23 protein-coding genes, 1 pseudogene and 1 riboswitch are annotated in these 17202 nt (G+C 44.3%); of the genes and pseudogenes, 6 read left to right on the plus strand and 18 right to left on the minus strand.

Annotated elements, in window-relative coordinates; all coding sequences use genetic code 11:
* Positions 1–2: 2 nt before the first annotated feature.
* From BN1002_RS22635 to BN1002_RS22655, 7 genes are all read right to left on the minus strand, one after another.
* Positions 3–746, minus strand: a complete 744-nt coding sequence (locus BN1002_RS22635; RefSeq protein WP_231575136.1) for a thiamine pyrophosphate-dependent enzyme — start codon at positions 744–746, stop codon at positions 3–5.
* Positions 743–1807: a 3-methyl-2-oxobutanoate dehydrogenase subunit VorB gene (locus tag BN1002_RS22640; protein WP_048828278.1), complete on the minus strand. Its 1065-nt coding sequence runs from the start codon at positions 1805–1807 to the stop codon at positions 743–745. Before BN1002_RS22640 ends, BN1002_RS22635 begins: the two co-directional genes overlap by 4 nt.
* Positions 1808–1870: 63 nt before the next feature.
* Positions 1871–2101: an indolepyruvate ferredoxin oxidoreductase subunit alpha gene (locus tag BN1002_RS22645; protein WP_048828279.1), complete on the minus strand. Its 231-nt coding sequence runs from the start codon at positions 2099–2101 to the stop codon at positions 1871–1873.
* A 12-nt stretch (positions 2102–2113) separates the two neighbouring features.
* Positions 2114–2785, minus strand: coding sequence for a hypothetical protein (locus BN1002_RS22650; RefSeq protein WP_048828280.1), 672 nt, complete (start codon positions 2783–2785; stop codon positions 2114–2116).
* Between the two features lie 162 nt (positions 2786–2947).
* Positions 2948–3106: a hypothetical protein gene (locus tag BN1002_RS23955; RefSeq protein WP_156129738.1), complete on the minus strand. Its 159-nt coding sequence runs from the start codon at positions 3104–3106 to the stop codon at positions 2948–2950.
* 90 nt (positions 3107–3196) lie between these two features.
* Positions 3197–3328 carry a hypothetical protein gene (locus tag BN1002_RS24405; RefSeq protein WP_269429827.1) on the minus strand — a complete coding sequence of 44 codons (132 nt, stop codon included), beginning with the start codon at positions 3326–3328 and terminating at the stop codon, positions 3197–3199.
* Positions 3329–3424: 96 nt separating this feature from the next.
* Positions 3425–3745, minus strand: a complete 321-nt coding sequence (locus BN1002_RS22655; protein WP_048828281.1) for a hypothetical protein — start codon at positions 3743–3745, stop codon at positions 3425–3427.
* 251 nt (positions 3746–3996) lie between these two features.
* On the opposite strand from BN1002_RS22655, the gene BN1002_RS22660 reads away from it, so the two are divergent.
* Positions 3997–5256, plus strand: coding sequence for an ATP-binding protein (locus BN1002_RS22660; protein WP_048828282.1), 1260 nt, complete (start codon positions 3997–3999; stop codon positions 5254–5256).
* 74 nt (positions 5257–5330) lie between these two features.
* On the opposite strand, the gene BN1002_RS22665 is transcribed toward BN1002_RS22660, so the two are convergent.
* Entirely contained in the window at positions 5331–7478 is a 2148-nt protein-coding gene (locus tag BN1002_RS22665) for a sensor domain-containing protein (RefSeq protein WP_231575137.1), read from the minus strand.
* 414 nt (positions 7479–7892) lie between these two features.
* Here BN1002_RS22665 and BN1002_RS22675 point away from each other — a divergent pair, with 414 nt between their 5' ends.
* Positions 7893–9173, plus strand: a complete 1281-nt coding sequence (locus BN1002_RS22675) for an ArsB/NhaD family transporter (protein ID WP_048828285.1) — start codon at positions 7893–7895, stop codon at positions 9171–9173.
* Between the two features lie 13 nt (positions 9174–9186).
* On the plus strand, positions 9187–9465 hold the full coding sequence (locus BN1002_RS22680) for a hypothetical protein (RefSeq protein WP_048828286.1): 279 nt from the start codon (positions 9187–9189) through the stop codon (positions 9463–9465).
* A 37-nt stretch (positions 9466–9502) separates the two neighbouring features.
* Here the strand turns inward: BN1002_RS22680 and fbpA are convergent, their stop codons facing one another.
* The 6 genes from fbpA to BN1002_RS22715 all read right to left on the minus strand — a co-directional run bounded on the left by fbpA (position 9503) and on the right by BN1002_RS22715 (position 13227).
* Positions 9503–9670: a Fur-regulated basic protein FbpA gene (gene fbpA / locus BN1002_RS22685; RefSeq protein WP_231575138.1), complete on the minus strand. Its 168-nt coding sequence runs from the start codon at positions 9668–9670 to the stop codon at positions 9503–9505.
* Positions 9671–10073: 403 nt separating this feature from the next.
* Positions 10074–10175, minus strand: a riboswitch (SAM riboswitch).
* Positions 10176–10280: 105 nt separating this feature from the next.
* Positions 10281–10583: a heme biosynthesis protein HemY gene (locus BN1002_RS22695; RefSeq protein ID WP_048828289.1), complete on the minus strand. Its 303-nt coding sequence runs from the start codon at positions 10581–10583 to the stop codon at positions 10281–10283.
* A 26-nt stretch (positions 10584–10609) separates the two neighbouring features.
* Complete coding sequence (locus BN1002_RS22700) at positions 10610–11350, minus strand: hypothetical protein (protein ID WP_048828290.1); 741 nt, start codon at positions 11348–11350, stop codon at positions 10610–10612.
* A gap of 75 nt (positions 11351–11425) precedes the next feature.
* On the minus strand, positions 11426–12034 hold the full coding sequence (locus tag BN1002_RS22705) for a class I SAM-dependent methyltransferase (RefSeq protein ID WP_048828291.1): 609 nt from the start codon (positions 12032–12034) through the stop codon (positions 11426–11428).
* Between the two features lie 29 nt (positions 12035–12063).
* Entirely contained in the window at positions 12064–12441 is a 378-nt protein-coding gene (locus BN1002_RS22710; RefSeq protein ID WP_048828292.1) for a PH domain-containing protein, read from the minus strand.
* Positions 12442–12459: 18 nt separating this feature from the next.
* On the minus strand, positions 12460–13227 hold the full coding sequence (locus BN1002_RS22715; RefSeq protein ID WP_048828293.1) for an NRDE family protein: 768 nt from the start codon (positions 13225–13227) through the stop codon (positions 12460–12462).
* A 121-nt stretch (positions 13228–13348) separates the two neighbouring features.
* On the opposite strand from BN1002_RS22715, the gene BN1002_RS22720 reads away from it, so the two are divergent.
* Both BN1002_RS22720 and BN1002_RS22725 read left to right on the plus strand, forming a co-directional pair.
* Positions 13349–13915 (plus strand): DUF2238 domain-containing protein, encoded by a 567-nt coding sequence (locus BN1002_RS22720; RefSeq protein WP_082036416.1) that lies wholly within the window; start codon positions 13349–13351, stop codon positions 13913–13915.
* Between the two features lie 15 nt (positions 13916–13930).
* Positions 13931–14506, plus strand: a complete 576-nt coding sequence (locus BN1002_RS22725) for a DUF2238 domain-containing protein (protein ID WP_048828295.1) — start codon at positions 13931–13933, stop codon at positions 14504–14506.
* A 72-nt stretch (positions 14507–14578) separates the two neighbouring features.
* On the opposite strand, the pseudogene BN1002_RS23960 reads toward BN1002_RS22725, so the two are convergent.
* Positions 14579–14731, minus strand: a pseudogene (locus BN1002_RS23960) (sporulation protein YhbH); the annotation flags it as partial.
* Between the two features lie 34 nt (positions 14732–14765).
* Positions 14766–15020: a LexA family protein gene (locus tag BN1002_RS22730; protein ID WP_231575139.1), complete on the minus strand. Its 255-nt coding sequence runs from the start codon at positions 15018–15020 to the stop codon at positions 14766–14768.
* A 568-nt stretch (positions 15021–15588) separates the two neighbouring features.
* Between BN1002_RS22730 and BN1002_RS22735 the strand changes: the two genes are divergently transcribed.
* The gene (locus BN1002_RS22735; RefSeq protein ID WP_048828296.1) at positions 15589–15819 is read left to right on the plus strand and encodes a hypothetical protein; all 231 of its coding nucleotides are present in this window, start codon (positions 15589–15591) and stop codon (positions 15817–15819) included.
* A 58-nt stretch (positions 15820–15877) separates the two neighbouring features.
* Here BN1002_RS22735 and BN1002_RS23085 read toward each other — a convergent pair whose 3' ends face one another.
* Both BN1002_RS23085 and BN1002_RS22745 read right to left on the minus strand, forming a co-directional pair.
* Complete coding sequence (locus BN1002_RS23085; protein ID WP_052445675.1) at positions 15878–16933, minus strand: peptidoglycan-binding protein; 1056 nt, start codon at positions 16931–16933, stop codon at positions 15878–15880.
* Entirely contained in the window at positions 16930–17190 is a 261-nt protein-coding gene (locus BN1002_RS22745) for a hypothetical protein (protein WP_048828297.1), read from the minus strand. Before BN1002_RS22745 ends, BN1002_RS23085 begins: the two co-directional genes overlap by 4 nt.
* Positions 17191–17202: the final 12 nt, after the last annotated feature.

Here is a 17202-nt window from a genome sequence, read left to right on the forward strand (position 1 = left end):
CGTTATTCCCCTCCCTTGTAAACCCCAAGCGGGTAGACTGGAACCATGCTTTCCTTCACCCAAACAAGGGATTCATGAGGGTCGAGCCCCCAGTTCGTTGGACAGGTGGATAGAACCTCAACCATGGAAAAGCCAAGGCCTTTTTTCTGAGTTTCGAACGCCCGCCGAATCGCTTTTTTTGCTTTGATAATGTGCGGTACATCATGGGCAGAAACACGTTCAATATAGGCGGCTCCATCAAGTGTGGCGATCATTTCACTGACGCGGATCGGCAAGCCTTGCAGAATTGGATCTCGGCCGAATGGGCTTGTTGCCGTTTTTTGGCCAATCAGCGTGGTTGGCGCCATCTGGCCGCCTGTCATCCCATATATTGCATTGTTCACGAATATAACGGTTATATTTTCTCCTCTTGCCGCTGCATGGATCACTTCGCTAATCCCAATCGAAGCCAAATCCCCATCACCCTGGTACGTAAAAACAAACCGGTCTGGAAGCACCCTCTTGATGCCTGTGGCCACAGCTGGCGCACGCCCATGGGCCGCCTGGGTCATATCACAATTGAAATATTCATACGAAAGGACCGAACAGCCAACTGAGGCAACCCCGACTGTATCTTCAAGAATGTCCATTTCTTCCAGTACTTCTCCAACCAGCCGGTGAATGATCCCGTGTGTGCAGCCGGGACAATAGTGGGTTGGATCATCAGTCAGCCCTGTTGTTTTTTCAAAAACAGTCTTCATGCTCATACCATCACCCTCCCGGCAAGTTCAGTTATTTTGCCAAAAATCTCTTCCTGGGTCGGCACGACTCCTCCAGTTCTTCCGTAAAAGTCCACCGGCGCCTTTCCTTCTACGGCAAGCCTGACATCTTCAATCATTTGCCCTGCGCTCATTTCCACTGACAAGTATCCCTTCACACGGTCCCGCGTTTCATGAAATGGCAGTACCGGAAATGGCCATAAGGAAATGGGCCTGATAAGCCCCACTTTGATCCCCTGTTTTCTTGCCCTGTCAATTGCATTCATGGCGATCCTTGCAACTGTCCCGAAAGCAGTAATGATATAATCGGCATCTTCGGTCAAATAAGTCTCATAGCGGACTTCGTTCTTCACGATTTCAGCGTATTTTTTTTGCAGGTGGATATTGCGTTGTTCCAGTGTTTCGGCGTCCAGTTGAAGTGAAGTAATCACCCTCCGCTTTCCGTCCCCCCTGGTCCCTGTCGTTGCCCATTCCTTAGGGGGAAAATCACTTTGCATTTCCCGGGAAAATTCAACAGGCTCCATCATTTGTCCGAGCATCCCGTCACCCATCAGAATGACCGGTGTCCGGTAACGGTCGGCAATAGCAAATGATTCCCTAGTCAAATCAACGATTTCCTGCAGGCTTGCCGGGGCAAGAACAGGTGTATGATAATCACCATGCCCGCCGCCTTTTGTTACCTGAAAATAATCGGATTGGGCTGGCTGGATATTTCCTAGCCCAGGACCGCCTCTAACCACATTCACAATAACAGCAGGAAGCTCTGCACCGGCAAGATAGGAAATCCCCTCCTGCTTCAGGCTGAACCCCGGGCTGGAGGATGATGTCATGACTCTTACCCCTGTCCCTGCGGCTCCGTAAACCATATTAATCGCAGCTACTTCACTTTCAGCCTGGAGGAACAGCCCGCCCACTTCCGGGAGGCGCCTTGCCATATAGGCCACCAGTTCGCTTTGCGGCGTGATCGGATAGCCGAAAAAGTATTTGCAGCCGGCATGGATTGCCGCTTCCGCAATAACTTCATTTCCCTTCATCAATACTTTTGCCATTGTCTTTCTCCTTTCCTTGCCTGTAAGAATTCTCGGTTAATAGACTAATAGTCCGATAACAGTCTAGACAGACAACTTTTTCTTTACAGGCCTGTAAACCGAAATGACACCATCCGGGCAAATCTGTCCGCATTTCGCACAGCTTATACACTTTTCCTGCTCAACGACCGCAGCAGGCCGATACCCTTTTGTGTTCAGGCGGTCTGAGAGAAAAATAATATTTGCTGGGCATACCCCTATGCACAGGCTGCAGGATTTACAGTAGTTTTCATTAAAAACAACTCTCTGCTCCACTCATATTCCTCCTTATTCCCATGGCAATTTCATGTACCGATCAATAACAATCAAATCATTTCTGTCCGCGAATTCAGGGGAACATTCCACATGCCGTGAAATGGACGTGAAAGCAAATGCAATCCCCAACTTTTCCGAGATGGCCAGGGCAAGCTTCTCGCCTTTCAAAACATCTTCCGGTCGTGTAGCGGCCCCAAGGTTTGTGTTATTGACAATCCCGCCAGCCGGAAGCCGGGCTGCCCTTTCGATTCCCTGTACAGCCTCTGCAGCTCCTTCTTCAGTACTGACGTAGGGCCGATTTGCGTTCAGGACAAAAAGCATATTCACCTGCATATGCTTCCATTCATGATAATACTGGCCGAGAACGGTTGCTCCATCCTTTTCGCCGCCGGCATCAATAATGACCGTGTAGGAAGGATCGTGAATTACCCGGTATATTTCTCCTGATACTATGGGGAGGTCGGAGGCGGAAAGCCTTGGCGGCGGTCCAATCAGTTCAATACCTTTTTCATGGAGGAATCCGGCAATATCCCTTGAACGGAAATAAGGATTGATGACATCCAGGTCAGCAATTGCGACCTTTCTTCCCCTTGCGGCTTCAGTCAGGGCCAAATTCAGGGCGAGCTCAGTTTTCCCGCTTCCAAAATGCCCGGCAAGAACTGTCACTCTGGAGTTCAGCATCATTGGTATGACAACTCCTTTTAATGTAAACGCTTACATAGTTGTGGTCTAACTAATTCTTCCAAAGCCATTATAATAGAGGAGGCTGACAGTTGGCTTTGACGTTTATCACACCTAGGGAGAAGCGGGTGTGAATTCCGCTTCCTAACTTTTCAATTGGCGCTGTTATCCTAGATTGTTGATTTCCACTCCGGGGACATGCTTTCCGCGGGGCGAAGCATCTACCTGCACTAACATCATGAAAAACATCCACGAATTGGCTTCGTGCTGCTTTGCGACGAGCTGAAGGTTCTCTTCCTCGAATAGTCTGTGGCGCAGGAGCATTCTTTATGGAGCCTCCTCGGCGTCATAGACGCCTGTTTGTCTAGCTGCAGCGCCTAGCCCCTCGAGGTCGCTTCGGTCCCGAATGTGAAGTCAAAGAACGACTTCCCCTTCTGGCCCTCCAGCGCTTGTCGGGGCTGACCAAGGCGCTTTCGCTTTTCGAGGGGTCTCCACGTGCCGCTTCATCCCGCCGTAGTCAGTCCCCTCCGTTCCAATCAACTTCATTAATATTCAAAGCTCACCTTTAACTGAGCCTTTCAATTAAAAAAAAGAAAAAGGACCTCTCTTAAGTATGGAGGCCCGCCTGGCAAACAACTGCTCTTAACTCATGAATGAAAGAATCACTTTTTGAGGGATTTCATCATTACCTATTGAATTTTTCTTTAATTGGCCGCAGGAAGGCATTTCGTAGGAATATTCCTCAACTTGGCCAGGAATGATCCCTTCTTCCTTTAATTGCAAAAATACTCGATCCATAGCATCCTCGGTTGAAATCCTTTGTTCGGATCCTTCTTCCTTAAAGCACTCGACGCATGTTTCAATAATGTTTTCATCAACAAACTCCTGGGCGAAAACAAGCTTTGCTCCTGCCCTATTTTCTACTTCCCTGTTTTCCATCTCAATAATTGTTGTGACATTCACCCTATATCCCACCTCCGGTTTTCGTTGACTTCATTATAAAACAATTCCTTGATGGTGTTTTCCTGAAATGGCAATTTTCATTTTTTCTTCAAATGTTTGTGGCAAATTTCTGTCAGTTTAGTGGAAGTATAGAAAAAGGTTTTCATCGCCCCTTTTTAACATTAATATAATAATTATATTAGGAAAGAGTTTCCATTTTACTTTTTGTTTTACTTTAAATATCCCATAATGCGGAAAGTGAGGTCTTTTACATGCAAGTATTCAAGGATTTACTCCTGAATGTTTTTTTCATTAGCTTTCTGCCCATCTTCGTCATGTGTATCTGGGGCGAAAAAGTGAACAATGTCAAAGATCGTACACAAGCGTTATTATTGGCACTTATGCCCGCAGTATCTTCTGTGTTGTGTATGACGTTTCCAGTCCAATTCCCAGAGGATTATCTATTCGATTTAAGACAGCTGCCTTTAATTTTTGGATGCCTTTACCTTGGATATAAAAAAATACTGCCGGCCATGGCAATCGTACTGGCATACCGCCTTTTCCTTGGCGGTGGTGAAAGCTTCTATGTTTACTTATCCATACACACAACGATTTTCCTGATTGTCCCTTTTATGAAAACAGGCTATTTAAAACTTTCTTTTTCAAAGCGGTACCTTGTTACATCAAGCCTTACCGTCTTCTTTTCAGTTATGGTTCTTGCCTTGTCAAAAATAATCGCCAGCGTCCCCCTGATTTATGGTAATTTTGCTTATATATTCATTGGAGTCCAACTGCTTGGTGCCCTTATCGTTACCAGTATTCTTAATTATATTGAACGGAATATGCGGCTAAGGGATGAATTATTCAAGGCAGCTAAAATTAAATTGATTGGTGAAATGTCAGCGAGTGTTTCACACGAGATTAGAAACCCGCTTACAGCCTCGCGCGGTTTTTTGCAAATGCTGCTTAACCCCAGCCTTGAAGAGGGTGAACGGAAAAGATACATTTCCATAGCCATTCAGGAATTGGACAGGGCTAAAGACATCATAGATGATTATCTTGTCCTGGCAAATCCATTTCCTGATGATAGGGAAGAAGTAAATTTGAAAGATGAGGTCCAATGGGCGAAGGAAGTCCTTCTTCCCTATTCCAATATGTATAATGTCGAAATTGGGCTGCATGCAGTTGATTCAATTTTTTATGTTTGCGAGAAGAAAAAATTCCGTCAAGTTTTAATTAACCTCGGGAAAAATGCCATTGAAGCAATGCCTGCTGGAGGAACTTTGTTCATAGAATTGAGCCGAAATAATAACAATATTGAAATAGGCTTTCAGGATAACGGAGCAGGCATGGACGATGAGCAAATTGCAAAGCTTGGTGAACCATACTTCTCTACAAAAAGTAACGGGACAGGCCTTGGCATGATGATCGTTTGGAGGATTGTCCAGTCAATGGGCGGTAAAATCGAAGTATCCAGTACCCTTGGCGAAGGGACGGATCTAAAAATTTTATTGCCTAATCCTACTGTTTAACTCTGTTGCAGAACCTATTATTCTAAGTAAGCTGCGCATACGAAAGAGAGACCCGGCACCCCGGGTCTCTTTTTTTAAACAGGCAGATGTGATTGCGTGATATAAGATGCGGCTGATTTCGCATCAAGAGGGCGACTGATATAGTAGCCCTGAGCAAAGTCGCATGAATTTCCCTCCAGAAAAGAAAGCTGCTCCCTGGACTCAACTCCCTCGGCGACAATCTTTAATTTCAAGCTTCGGCCGAGGGATATCACCGCAGAAGCGATTGATGCATTTGCCTCTTCCCACTCAAGGTTATGAATAAATGACCTATCTATCTTCAGCACGTCAATCGGAAAGTGTTTCAAGTAACTGAGTGAAGAAAAGCCTGTCCCAAAATCGTCTATGGCAATGGAAACTCCCAGCATTTTAAGTTGACCAAGAACTTGAGCGGCCTCTTCCGGCTCTTTCATGACTGTACTTTCTGTCAGTTCAAGTTCAAGCTTATCGGCAGGAAGCGTGGTTTCTTCGAGGATTTCAGCAATCAGCCTTCCTAAATCCTGCCTTTGAAATTGCCTTGGCGACAAATTGACGCTTACCGAAATCTGCTCCATCCCTTGCTTATGCCATTCCTGGCATTGTCTACACGCCTCCCTCAGAACCCATTCACCAACCTGCACAATTAATCCGGTTTCTTCCGCGACTTCTATAAACCGATCCGGATATAACAGTTTTCCACCTTTTCTCCATCGCAAAAGCGCCTCAAAGCCATAGACTTCCTTCGTTTTAAGGTTTAGTTTCGGCTGATAATGGAGCAGGAATTCACCTTTTTCCAATGCCTGGTGCAACGCAATTTCCTTTGCCAGCCTTTCCACCGCTTTATCATTCAAGGATGAATCATATAACCTGCAGCAGTTTCTGCCGTTCTCCTTTGAGCGGTACATTGCAAGGTCGGCATTCCTGAGTAGCTCATTCAACTCACTCCCATCCTCCGGGCTGATGCTAATACCGATACTCGCTGTCACGATGACCTTTTGAGAACCAATAAAAAAGGGCTTTTCCAAAGCAGAAAAAATTTCTTCCCCGACTGCGAGTGCCGCTTCTTTTGAATTAATATCCGGGATAAGGACGATAAATTCATCACCGCCGAACCTTGCCGCGATCATTCCGTCTAGGCAAACCGCGCGCAATCTTTCTGCCACATCTATGAGGAGGGAATCTCCCGCTTCATGGCCCATACTGTCGTTAATTACTTTAAAATGATCAAGATCGAGAAGAATGACGCCTAATTTCCCCTGGCTCTTCTTTAGGAAATACTTCAGCATGAAGGATTGGATGTACCAACGATTCGGAAGCCCTGTCAGCGCATCATGAAAAGCCATATGTTGGATGGCCTTTTCTGCTTTCTTTTTATCGCGGATATCCCTTCCAAGTGCTAAGTATTTATTTTTGCCGCCAATATTGATCAAGCGGAGATTAATGTCCACCGGGATGCGTGTTCCGTCACTTGCCGCCAAATTGTCTTCAAAGTGGCAAGATTCACTGGTTTCTGAACAACTTATGGGTTCTTTCAGTTTTTGGGGAAGGATTTCAAAAATTTCAGATACGTTCCTTTCGAGCAATTCCTCTTTTTGATATCCTAGCATCGCTGCCGCCGCAGCATTAACATTACTAAGGCTTCCGTCTATCTTAATCAGAAAAATGCCATCTGCTGCCTGGTCGACTACATTCCTGAATTTTTCTTCGCTTTCCTTTAGCATTTTCTCCGCATTGACCCGGTCGGTAATGTCCAAAGCGAACCCAAGCAAAAAGTCCTCGTTTTCCGCCTGAATAACCGTTTTCCCCGTCAGCAGTTCACGTTCTTCCCCTTGGAATCCGCCAATAATTTCATTTGTAATCAGCTTCCTTTGTCTCCACACCTCTTCGTCTACCTTGCGGTTCATTTCTGCAATATGCCGGGGAAAGAAGTCAAAGACCGTTTTTCCAAGCAGTTCTTCCCGCTTCATTCCATGCGCTTTTACTACCTGGTCGTTTACAAACACCGTCCGCCCTTCCCGGTCTTCCAAAAAGATATTAATAGGAAGTGCGTTCAGGATATTCAGCTTGATTTTTTCACTGATTCTAAGTTTTTTTGCCAGGTCCATTTCCTTTTTCTCGAGTTCATCCACCCGTTCCAATAACGCGGAGAACTCACTCTTTAATTGGCGGACTTCCTGTAAATCCATGTCTGGTTTCTTTGTCATCCCCGGCCAGCCTCACTTTTGCTTATGTCGTCATCAACACCCCGACGGTCCGCTTCCCGGCAAAAGAAGACTGCTGGAATCGCTTATTGCTCACCCCGATCGGTCAGATGATTTCCCTTACAAATATTTTATATCGTCCAGAAAAGGAATGGATGGAGAGAATCCGAAAAATTCATGAAAATACCAGTTCATTGTGAGAAAATTCATATCTTCTCTTTATCAAAATCTTCATAATTGACACAAAGATCGATTTTTTTAGCATTGGGAGGACATTGAGCAAACTATCAGTTTTTTCCAATGATGCATGAATCTGCTCTATTGTATTTTTTATTGTATTTCAATATAATTTTTTTCGTAAGCTTTTTAAAAATTCCAAAGCTTTAAACATACTTTTTTTACTCGGGAGATGGGATTTTGACAAATCAAGCATTACTTGCCATTGGAATTTTTCTTTTTGCGTACGCATTTATCGTAACGGAGAAAATCCATAGAACAATCATTGCCATGGCTGGAGGCATCGCAATGGTCCTTCTCGGGATTCTAGGCCAGGAAACAGCCCTTGATCACATTGACTTTAACACACTAGGTTTACTAACAGGAATGATGCTCATCGTAGCCATCACGGCGGAAACAGGATTGTTCCGCTACCTGGCAATCTGGGCGGCAAAAAAGGTAAAAGGTGAACCTTTGAAGCTATTGATTGTCCTGGGTACCATAACCGCCTTGGCATCCGCCTTTTTGGACAATGTCACAACCGTCCTCCTGATCGTACCGGTTACATTCAGCATTACCAGACAGCTTAAAGTAAACCCAATGCCTTATTTAATTTCACAAATAATCGCTTCAAATATCGGCGGTACCGCCACGCTTATCGGGGATCCACCTAACATCATGATTGGAAGCGCCGTTAAGGAACTCACTTTTTCAGCATTTATCTTCAATCTTGCGCCGATTGCCGCGATTGTTCTCGTAGTGAATATCGCCGTTCTAGCGCTGATTTTCCGAAAATCCCTTTCAACTACAGATGAATTGAAGGCAGGTATTATGAATCTGGATGAAAAAGCGGAAATTACCGATTCCTTGCTGCTAAAAAAATCACTTTTTGCTTTAACAGTGACAATCATTGGCTTTTTCCTCCACGGCTTCATCCATGTCGAAAATGCGACAATCGCTTTGGCAGGGGCTTTCCTTTTGCTTCTTATGACCGGAGAACATTATTTGGAAGATTCAATGAAGAAAGTGGAATGGCTGACCATCTTTTTCTTTATCGGTCTATTTGTACTTGTCGGCGGATTAGTGGAAACAGGAGTCATTACGATGCTTGCCGAAAAATCAATGAAATTGACTGGTGGTGAGGTCACAGCAACTTCCCTTCTGATTCTCTGGGTGAGCGCGATTGCTTCGGCATTCATTGATAACATTCCGTTCGTCGCAACCATGATCCCTATGATCAAGGATATGGGCTCGCTAGGGATTACGAACCTGGAGCCGCTCTGGTGGAGCCTTGCCCTTGGCGCCTGCCTTGGCGGAAATGGAACGCTGATTGGCGCCAGTGCCAATGTGATCGTCGCAGGCATGGCAGCAAAGGAAAAGCAGCCGATCTCCTTTATGAAGTTTCTTGCTATAGCGTTTCCACTCATGCTTTTGACAATGATCATCTGTACTGTTTATGTTTATGTCAGATACTTACAATAAGGGAGGGGAAAGGATGAGACTGGTATATGAGTACAATGAAAGTCAGGTAGGGATCGCCGAGAAGAAGGATGGTGTTGTGCACGAGTTCTTATTTTCATTTCCAGATCAAGCCCTTGAGCAGGGATTTTCAGATGTCCGGGACTATTTTTATGGAAATGATGATGACTTTGACGCCTTTTTTTATACCAATCTTGATAAGCAAGTAAAAGTGACGGTCAAGGAAGAATATTATACTGATTTTCTTCTCCAACTGTTTAAGCAGAAAATCCTTATTTCCCTTAAATGGGTATAGGATTCGCTTCACAAGGGAATGAAGCCGGAAAGTGCCGTTACTTTCCGGCTTCCTTTTTAAGGACAAGCCTGTATTCATTTTCGAGGATTTTTAATGGGGCATCGTAAAGATGTTTCTCGTCGGATGTTTTATAAATATTCCTCTGCAATAGTTCCTCAATCAATTGTTCTTTCCTTCTTTCAACTAGTTCTGATAATCTGGCCACTTTCTTTCTCCTTTCTTTATAGTGGTAAAGCAATGCATACATATAGGTTGAAATAAAGATTGGTGTGAAACGGGAACGAGGTGGTTGATTTCCGCTCCGGGCATTTCGCTTTCCGCGGGGCATCAGTGGAGCCTCCTCGTCGCGTTGCTCCTGCGGGGTCTCCACTTGCTGCGCTATCCCGCAGGACAACAGCTTCTTCGAATGGACTATGCACGAAGAAAATGCGTTAGCATTTTCGAGGAGTCTACATGCCTGAGCTCCAATCAACCAGCTATTCTAATAAAATGGTGTAATATTTATGTTCAACCAATTTAGAAAAAATCTCCCTGGTCAGGAAGAGGCTGGACGTTTAAGGGTATGAAAAAAACCCTTCTTGATAAAAAGAGGGCCCGTCGCTTTTCTCTCCTTATCTTCCAGGCTTCATGCCTGCAGGAATTGGCACAGTGCCGTCCGGCCTGCTGCCGAGGTTTCATAGGGCCTTTCCCTCCACCTCTCTTGATAAGTATGATTCATTTTTCAATTTCATCTACTTTAGCCTATTCGATTGGGAATGTCAACCATAAGAAGAAAAATAAAAACAGCGCCGAAAAATTTACCGGCGCCGGATTTTTTAATGATGATGATGGCCGCCCTTAGATGGATTCGTAATTACAAATTCCTCCTGCGGGACATAAAAATATTGGATCCAGACACCATCAAGATACTCCTCCCGGGAATCAACGATAACGTCGATTCCTTTGTCGGTGTGTACGACTTCATCATGCTCTTTCGGGGTATCGAGGACGAGATCATAGTGGGCATGGTCGCCGTGCATATGAGTGATGATCACCCTGAACATCTTTCCTTCCGCAGACTCGTGCGAGAGCATTTCCTTCAAAACTTTTGCTGCATTTCGGTTAATTTTAACATTCATTTGTTGTTAAACCCCTTCCTTGCTTCTTAATCCATTTCCTTCAGCTGTTCTGTTTGCAGGAGTGATGGATTCCAATCCGCATTCATCGCCTGTTTGGACGCCCAAAGATTGCCGAGCAGCCTGGGCACCATTTGCTTCGAAGGGAGGATTTGGTGTTTATGATAATAGAGAAAATAAAGCAAATAAAGAAATGCATTGGTTTTAAGATGGATTTCCTCAAAGTATTGCTCATTTTCTGTTAAAGTGGCGAATGATTTTGTTTCCGCTCCGGCAATATACCTCGTTCTTTTTCCTTTAAACAAATTCCCCACAAAGTGTATGTTATTAACTACAGCCGGGTCATCTTCGCCATCCGCGTTTGCGAGACGAGCCTGCAGCCGACTCGGAAAATCATTGACGTTGTCAACGAAGACACTCGTATGGGCAAAAGCCTTGTCAAAGCCATTCTCCAGAATGGTGATTCCTTCGCTTTGCAATAAATCTAGGAGTGGAAGGTCAAAGCCTTCCTCCACATAAGCTGGACGAGCTGCCTGCCTGGCCCATTTAAGGCCAGACAAACTTTCCGACCGAAACATCGTCATGAAATACCAGTTGTTGCGGTCATCCTTGGCGAGTTGGATGCCAGGTTCGCCTTTCCGGCGAAACAGTGTGAATCTGTCTGGCTTATCAAACATAAATGGCTCGGGATTGGCCCGTTCCCATCCTGCAAAATATGTACTGTTCGGCTGGGTAATCGGTACGGCTAGATGGACGTAGTAGACAGACATTCATCATCACTCCAATTAATCAGTCTTCTTAAACCCATTCCCTGCCAGCCGGATTACTAACCTAAGGAATAAATTTTACTTGTCGATGACTGGCTTAATGTTAGTGCATTCGGCTGTGACAAATAAGCCTCCATAAAAACTCTCCACGCGGTCAATCCTGATGCCGGCATCCTTAATATCAGACAGAGTTTCCCGGTTTAAATGGCAGCCCCCGCAAACTCTTTTCCAAACCGGGTTCATGAAGTCCTGCATTAACGCCAAAGGTCGCTGCCTCATTTGGATATGTTCAAAAAACAGCAATCTTGCTCCCGGCTTCGAAACCCGCTTGATTTCCGAAATAGCTCTTCTATGATTGGGAATTGTACAAAGAACAAGTGTCGCCGCGACAGAATCGAATGTATCATCTGGAAAATCCAGCTGTTCTGCACTTTGCAAATGAGTCTCAATTGGAACTTTCGCATCGGCCAGGCGGTTTTGCGATCGTTTCACCATATGCGAATCTGGCTCAATGGCATCGACTTTTTCAGCATTCTTATAGAACGGGAAGTTGATTCCAGTGCCTGAGCCAATCTCCAGAACGTGCCCTGAAGCCTTCTCCAGCAAGCTCTGCCTTATAGCACTAAACTTTTTTTCTTCCAGGCCTTTCATGGCTGTGTCATAAAAAGCAGCGAACCATTTCCCCATTATCAGCACGTTCCTTCTAATTCATTTGGTTACCTTAATACATAAGCGGCAAGGACACTTTGGAGTTCGTAAATATTCAAACTTTTGTTGAACTGCTTTTGCAAAGGGACCGGGTTGCCTGAAATCCAGATTTTCAGCTCTGCGTCCAGGTCGAAGCTGCCTGCTGTTTCAATGCTGAAATGAGTGATGCTGCGGTATGGAACCGAGTGGTATTCCGTCTTCCGTCCTGTAATCCCCTGTTTATCGACAAGAATTAAGCGCCGGTTCGTGAAGATAAACATATCCCTGATCAGCCGGTACGCTTTTTCAATTGCCTCGCCAGGTGCCAGGACCTTGGCATACTCATTCTGCACCTCCTGAAGATTGACTTCCGAAGCATTCCCCATTAATCCATCGAGAAATCCCATATTATTTTTCCTCCTTTATCATTTCATTTTAAATGGAACTATAAATTCCTTTTCGGCAAAACTATCGCCTTCGTAAATTCTTTCAATGTAGGTTAACTGCTCCTCTTCCATCAGCAATACCGTCGAGCACCTTGTCCCATACCCTTTGGAGCGGATAAAAAGAGGTGATAGAAGCCTTTCCCATTCAAGTCCAATTCCTGTGTCGGGGAGTTGATCATCTGGCGCTGGTTCGGCATGTTGGAGCAAGCTGAACAGGTTTTTCCGCAGATCCTTTTCATCTGTCTGCAAAAGTTCCCTGAGGCCTTTTTTGCCCCTTTCCACCTTTGGCCAGGGAGTGTTGAGGAAATGGTTGCTCAGCCCATGAATACCTGGTTCAATTTCACGGATCTTGCCTTCAATATTTGAATAGTGATAAAGCCCTGTTCCGTCTCCAGCTAGAAGATTATAGCCAGGATATAACACCTTCGATGTCTCAGCCGCCTGCATATACGCCTCTGCGGGCATTTCTCCCTTTAGAAAACCAGCGACAAGGTCTCCGCGTGAGAGCTTGCTGGTGACGACCATTTCCTTCGGATCACGGTAGTTCGTCAGTGCCGCGAACTTCCCGTCCCTCGTCACCCCCATCCATGTCCCCATTTTCTCAAGATCCCGCCCGGCAAGAATTTCCGGCTCATCCTTCCAGAAATCAGCTGGTGCCGTTGGCCTCGCATAGCTTTCGTCCCGGTTGCCCGCGACAATCAGCCTGTAACTTGGATGCGCTTTATAGGCAAACAGTATAAGGCACAACGGTATCACCGCCTTCCAACATATTCTATACATTAATAGTATCCCATTTTTGAAAGGAATGTATCATGTTTTTGCCTGAACTGGAAATACTAATATGTACTTCCGGATACGAGGTGTGAAAATGAAGCGGAAATGGATCATAGGGCTAAGTTCGGTTTTTATATTAATGTTGGCCGCGCTTGTTATTTACTATTTTAACAAAGGGGACACCTCCAGATGGCAGGTGGCATCGGGAGGCATCGGCGCCAGCGCACTGCCTCTGCTTCTTCTTTTTGCAAAAAGAAATCCGTTTAATCTTCCAATCATCATCGGCTATTATATTGCAATTCTGAGTACCATCTTTCTCGGTTCTATCGCATCCTTCTATCTCAAATATTCATGGTGGGATTCTACTATTCATTTCTATAAAGGAATTCTTGTCGGCTTCATCGGAATCACCCTCTACAAGTTATTGGTGCCTTCACAGGCAAGGGATGGTGTTTCCCGGCCGGTTATCTTTTTATTTACCCTTTCTCTTTCAGTTACCGCGAGCGTTATCTGGGAGATTTACGAATTCCTTGGCGACCAATTTTTTACTCATACGATGCAGCGTGGCGGCAATAAGGATACAATGTTAGATCTTCTTTCAGGCACAGCGGGTGGCCTGCTGGCAAGTTTATATGCAGTAATCCGAAAGCCAAACTTGTGAAAGGCGGCGGTATGATTGGCCAGAAAGCTTGTTGTGATTTTTAGTCTTCTCTATATGGCATTTATGGCGTGGCTCGCCTTCCGCTTCCATAGCCAAAATGAAGCGTTCAAATTTTCTGTTGCAGCCGCGGGGATCGGCTGCGGTGCAGTGCCGCTTATCCTCGGTTACTTTGTAAAATGGAAGTTCAATCTTCCGCTTGTTCTTTCTTATCTGATATTTCTGTTCAGTGCCCAATACTTGGGCTCTATTTCAGGCTGGTACGGCCTTGGTTGGTGGGATACATTCCTTCATGCCCTTAGCGGCGCAATCCTTGCTTTCGCCGGAATAGCGTTGTATGAAAGGATGATCCATCGCGGGGCGGGGACAAGTATTTCTGCCTGGTTTGTTTTTCTGTTCGTTTTCGCGTTTGCGGTCTTTGGCGGTGTTGTCTGGGAAATTTATGAGTTCAGCTCCGACCAGTTCTTTGGCATGAACCTGCAGGGCGGCGGGAACACCGATACAATGACCGATCTCATTTCCGATACACTTGGAGGCCTGGCAGTGGCAATCGGTTCAGGGCTGCGGACAAGATGGAGAAAGGGGAAAGACTGACGGAAAGATTCCAGTCTTGCTTTTGACGTATTACATTTGAAAAGGGAAAAGCCAGCCCGCGGCTGGCTTTTATTAAGCGTATTTTTTTTCTTCCTCATTTGAAAAAAAGCTTTTCATTGAGTTAAAAACATCTGCTTTTTGTTTAAGAATGTAGTACATGAATTTTTCATTTTTAATATTTTTATAAGCTGTCATGAGAGTTGAATGGCGATTGTACTGATACACTTATTAACGATATACACAAAATACTGATACTTAATTATTTAATAATATTCACTTTAATCATTCTTGGATTCCTATCTATCCAATTAATAATTCCTTTCTCTTCTAAACGGAGCAAGTATTTATGTACTGTGCTTGTGGACTTTAACCTGGTCTTTTTAGCAATTTCCCGTATTGTAGGAGAATAGCCAGTTTCTGTTCGAAAATTAGTAATATAATTTATTATTTCATTCTCGCGAAGTTTTCTCCTTTCAGACATGGTTAATTCTTCCTCATCAAATAAATAAATCAAAATTCCCCCTCCTTCCATCATTCTTTATATTGATTATATAAGAACATTTGTTCCCTTTTCAATAACAAAAAGATTAATGTAAAAGTATATACAATATCAAGCCTGCTTTAGGCGTAGAATGGATTTACAAAATAGAGCTCGCTTGATAGTCTTAAAACAAGTAAATTTTGGAATACAAAAAATATAGGGGGAAAAGGATAGTGAATAAAAACTAATTACCGGGGTAATTTTAGCGTCGCTGATGCTTTCAGGATGCAAGGCGGGCGACGATCCAGGACAAGCAGCTGCTAAAGAAAAGCCAAAAGCCGGGTAGGAACAGGTGGTAAAGCCTAAAGAGGAGAAGTTCAATCCGTTAGGCGTTAAAAGGAGATATAATAAACTCCTTCCCTCTTTGTGGTCACAAACCTGAATAAGTGGCCAAAGAGTGTGGATCTGTAAGCTCAGGAAAAACTCTACCTATGATTAGGAGTTATCGTTGATAGTGATGGGATATTTATGAATCTATAAGGCAGCACAATGAAATTTCAAATGATAGCTTATCTCTTAAATCATCCAAAGGAGGATTTGTATGAATATAACAGTGAAAGTGTCCGACCTGCTCAAAAAGGTTACCGAATTGAGTAAAGATAATGTCGACTATGTTGAAATCTCAATATTTGAAGAAGAAGAATTTCTAGGAGAAAGAATACCTGCTAGGATATCCTTTGAAGCTTATGATGGACATGGTGGCGGGATTGATTATGAAAACCTAGACGAGGTTGAAATAAGTCCTCACTATAAGGACAATTTTGAAAATTAATAAAAAAAATTCCATTTAAAAAGCCCTTCCCGATAACCGGGAAGGGCTTCTCCAATGGTTACTTTACAATCACAACATACTTTGGATTCGCAGTGATGTACGTCCCTGATTTTAGCTTATACATCTTGCTGCCGGCTACAGTGAGCGTTTGAACCACCGTAAGGACGGTTCCCTTTTTAACTGGAATAGCCGCCTTAGCATTCCAATCTGGCTTTGTGTAGTAGTAAAGGCTATTAGCTTTCACCCTGATTAGAAACTGTTTAGGAGCTGCAGCAGGCTTTGCCGGTGCTGGTTTAGATTGGGCTGGTACAGGCTTTGAAGTGACTTTAGATTTTAATACCTCTGCCAGTTTGTTCAGAGTGACATTGTCAGCTATTCCGTTTACTGTCAAACTATAACGTGCCTGAAAGGCCTTGACTGCATTCTCTGTCTCCTGGCCATAATCACCATCAGCTCCGAACTTTGGCAACTTTTCCCCAACCGTGATCAATTCATTCTGCAGCTTTTTAACCGAGTCACCTTTTGCTCCTTTTTTGAGGACGGCTTCCTCCTCCAGGGCTTTGCTAACGTCAGCCCTAAATGTATTCATGCTTTTCCCGTGCTTCGGGAACCAATGCATGACATCTCCGTGGTTAGAAGCTATCCCCATTTTATAACCTTCAGAGTGAGTGATAATATCTTTATCCGGGATGAGGTAAGGAAACTCCTTGCACAAATATGCGAATAACTCAACAGCTTCCCTATATACTTCCTTGAAATATTTCGGATCTTTTAAATCGTCCTCACAGATTTCCACATGTATGTGGGTATCGTTGGATTTTCCTCCGCCACCCCAACCACGATGATTCCAAGGCAACGTTTGATAAGTTCGAACAACGCCATTTTTGTCTTTACCAATAAAAGCATGAACACACTTTTGTTGCCCATCTGGCTGAGGACGGTTCCAGTCGTTGTTATTTGGGTTTTTACCGAGAATCCCATCATCAGGTTGGATATACCTGCTAAGCTTAGGGTTGTTTGCACCAGTAGAATGTAGCATTAGCCCTTTAACTTTAATCTTTTTTCCAGCTTTAAAACAGTTGTTTTTGGTCAGAAACCTCTCAATGATTTTCATTGTTTTCCAGCACCTTTCTTTTCAAGTGCATACTTAAGACCTGCGACTGATCCAATCCCGTAAAGCGCGTATTTAAGTCCCTCAACCAAAACAGCAAAAGAAAAAGCGTTCCCTTCCATGATTGCGAAGGTAACGCCAAGCACTACAGCTAATAGCGGAATAAACCGATTCGATATATCCGTTGCTTGTCGGATTGCATAAAGCAAAACGGCCAAGGCAACGTATGCCGTAAATTCAATCCCGAGTAATTGTTCCAACTAAATCAACTC

This window comes from Bacillus sp. B-jedd (genome assembly GCF_000821085.1).
Taxonomy (GTDB): Bacteria; Bacillota; Bacilli; order Bacillales; family Cytobacillaceae; genus Bacillus_D.

What these genes read in the sequence shown, in the direction of transcription:
- BN1002_RS22680 (WP_048828286.1), top strand. Translation starts at nt 9,187, where the DNA reads ATGAGACTGGTATATGAGTACAATGAAAGTCAGGTAGGGATCGCCGAG.
- BN1002_RS22700 (WP_048828290.1), bottom strand. Translation starts at nt 11,350, where the DNA reads ATGTCTGTCTACTACGTCCATCTAGCCGTACCGATTACCCAGCCGAAC.
- BN1002_RS22735 (WP_048828296.1), top strand. Translation starts at nt 15,589, where the DNA reads ATGAATATAACAGTGAAAGTGTCCGACCTGCTCAAAAAGGTTACCGAA.
- BN1002_RS22705 (WP_048828291.1), bottom strand. Translation starts at nt 12,034, where the DNA reads ATGGGGAAATGGTTCGCTGCTTTTTATGACACAGCCATGAAAGGCCTG.
- BN1002_RS22635 (WP_231575136.1), bottom strand. Translation starts at nt 746, where the DNA reads ATGAGCATGAAGACTGTTTTTGAAAAAACAACAGGGCTGACTGATGAT.
- BN1002_RS24405 (WP_269429827.1), bottom strand. Translation starts at nt 3,328, where the DNA reads ATGAAGTTGATTGGAACGGAGGGGACTGACTACGGCGGGATGAAGCGG.
- BN1002_RS23955 (WP_156129738.1), bottom strand. Translation starts at nt 3,106, where the DNA reads ATGCTCCTGCGCCACAGACTATTCGAGGAAGAGAACCTTCAGCTCGTC.
- BN1002_RS22660 (WP_048828282.1), top strand. Translation starts at nt 3,997, where the DNA reads ATGCAAGTATTCAAGGATTTACTCCTGAATGTTTTTTTCATTAGCTTT.
- BN1002_RS22720 (WP_082036416.1), top strand. Translation starts at nt 13,349, where the DNA reads ATGAAGCGGAAATGGATCATAGGGCTAAGTTCGGTTTTTATATTAATG.
- BN1002_RS22695 (WP_048828289.1), bottom strand. Translation starts at nt 10,583, where the DNA reads ATGAATGTTAAAATTAACCGAAATGCAGCAAAAGTTTTGAAGGAAATG.
- BN1002_RS22650 (WP_048828280.1), bottom strand. Translation starts at nt 2,785, where the DNA reads ATGATGCTGAACTCCAGAGTGACAGTTCTTGCCGGGCATTTTGGAAGC.
- BN1002_RS22665 (WP_231575137.1), bottom strand. Translation starts at nt 7,478, where the DNA reads ATGACAAAGAAACCAGACATGGATTTACAGGAAGTCCGCCAATTAAAG.
- BN1002_RS22710 (WP_048828292.1), bottom strand. Translation starts at nt 12,441, where the DNA reads ATGGGATTTCTCGATGGATTAATGGGGAATGCTTCGGAAGTCAATCTT.
- BN1002_RS22640 (WP_048828278.1), bottom strand. Translation starts at nt 1,807, where the DNA reads ATGGCAAAAGTATTGATGAAGGGAAATGAAGTTATTGCGGAAGCGGCA.
- BN1002_RS23085 (WP_052445675.1), bottom strand. Translation starts at nt 16,933, where the DNA reads ATGAAAATCATTGAGAGGTTTCTGACCAAAAACAACTGTTTTAAAGCT.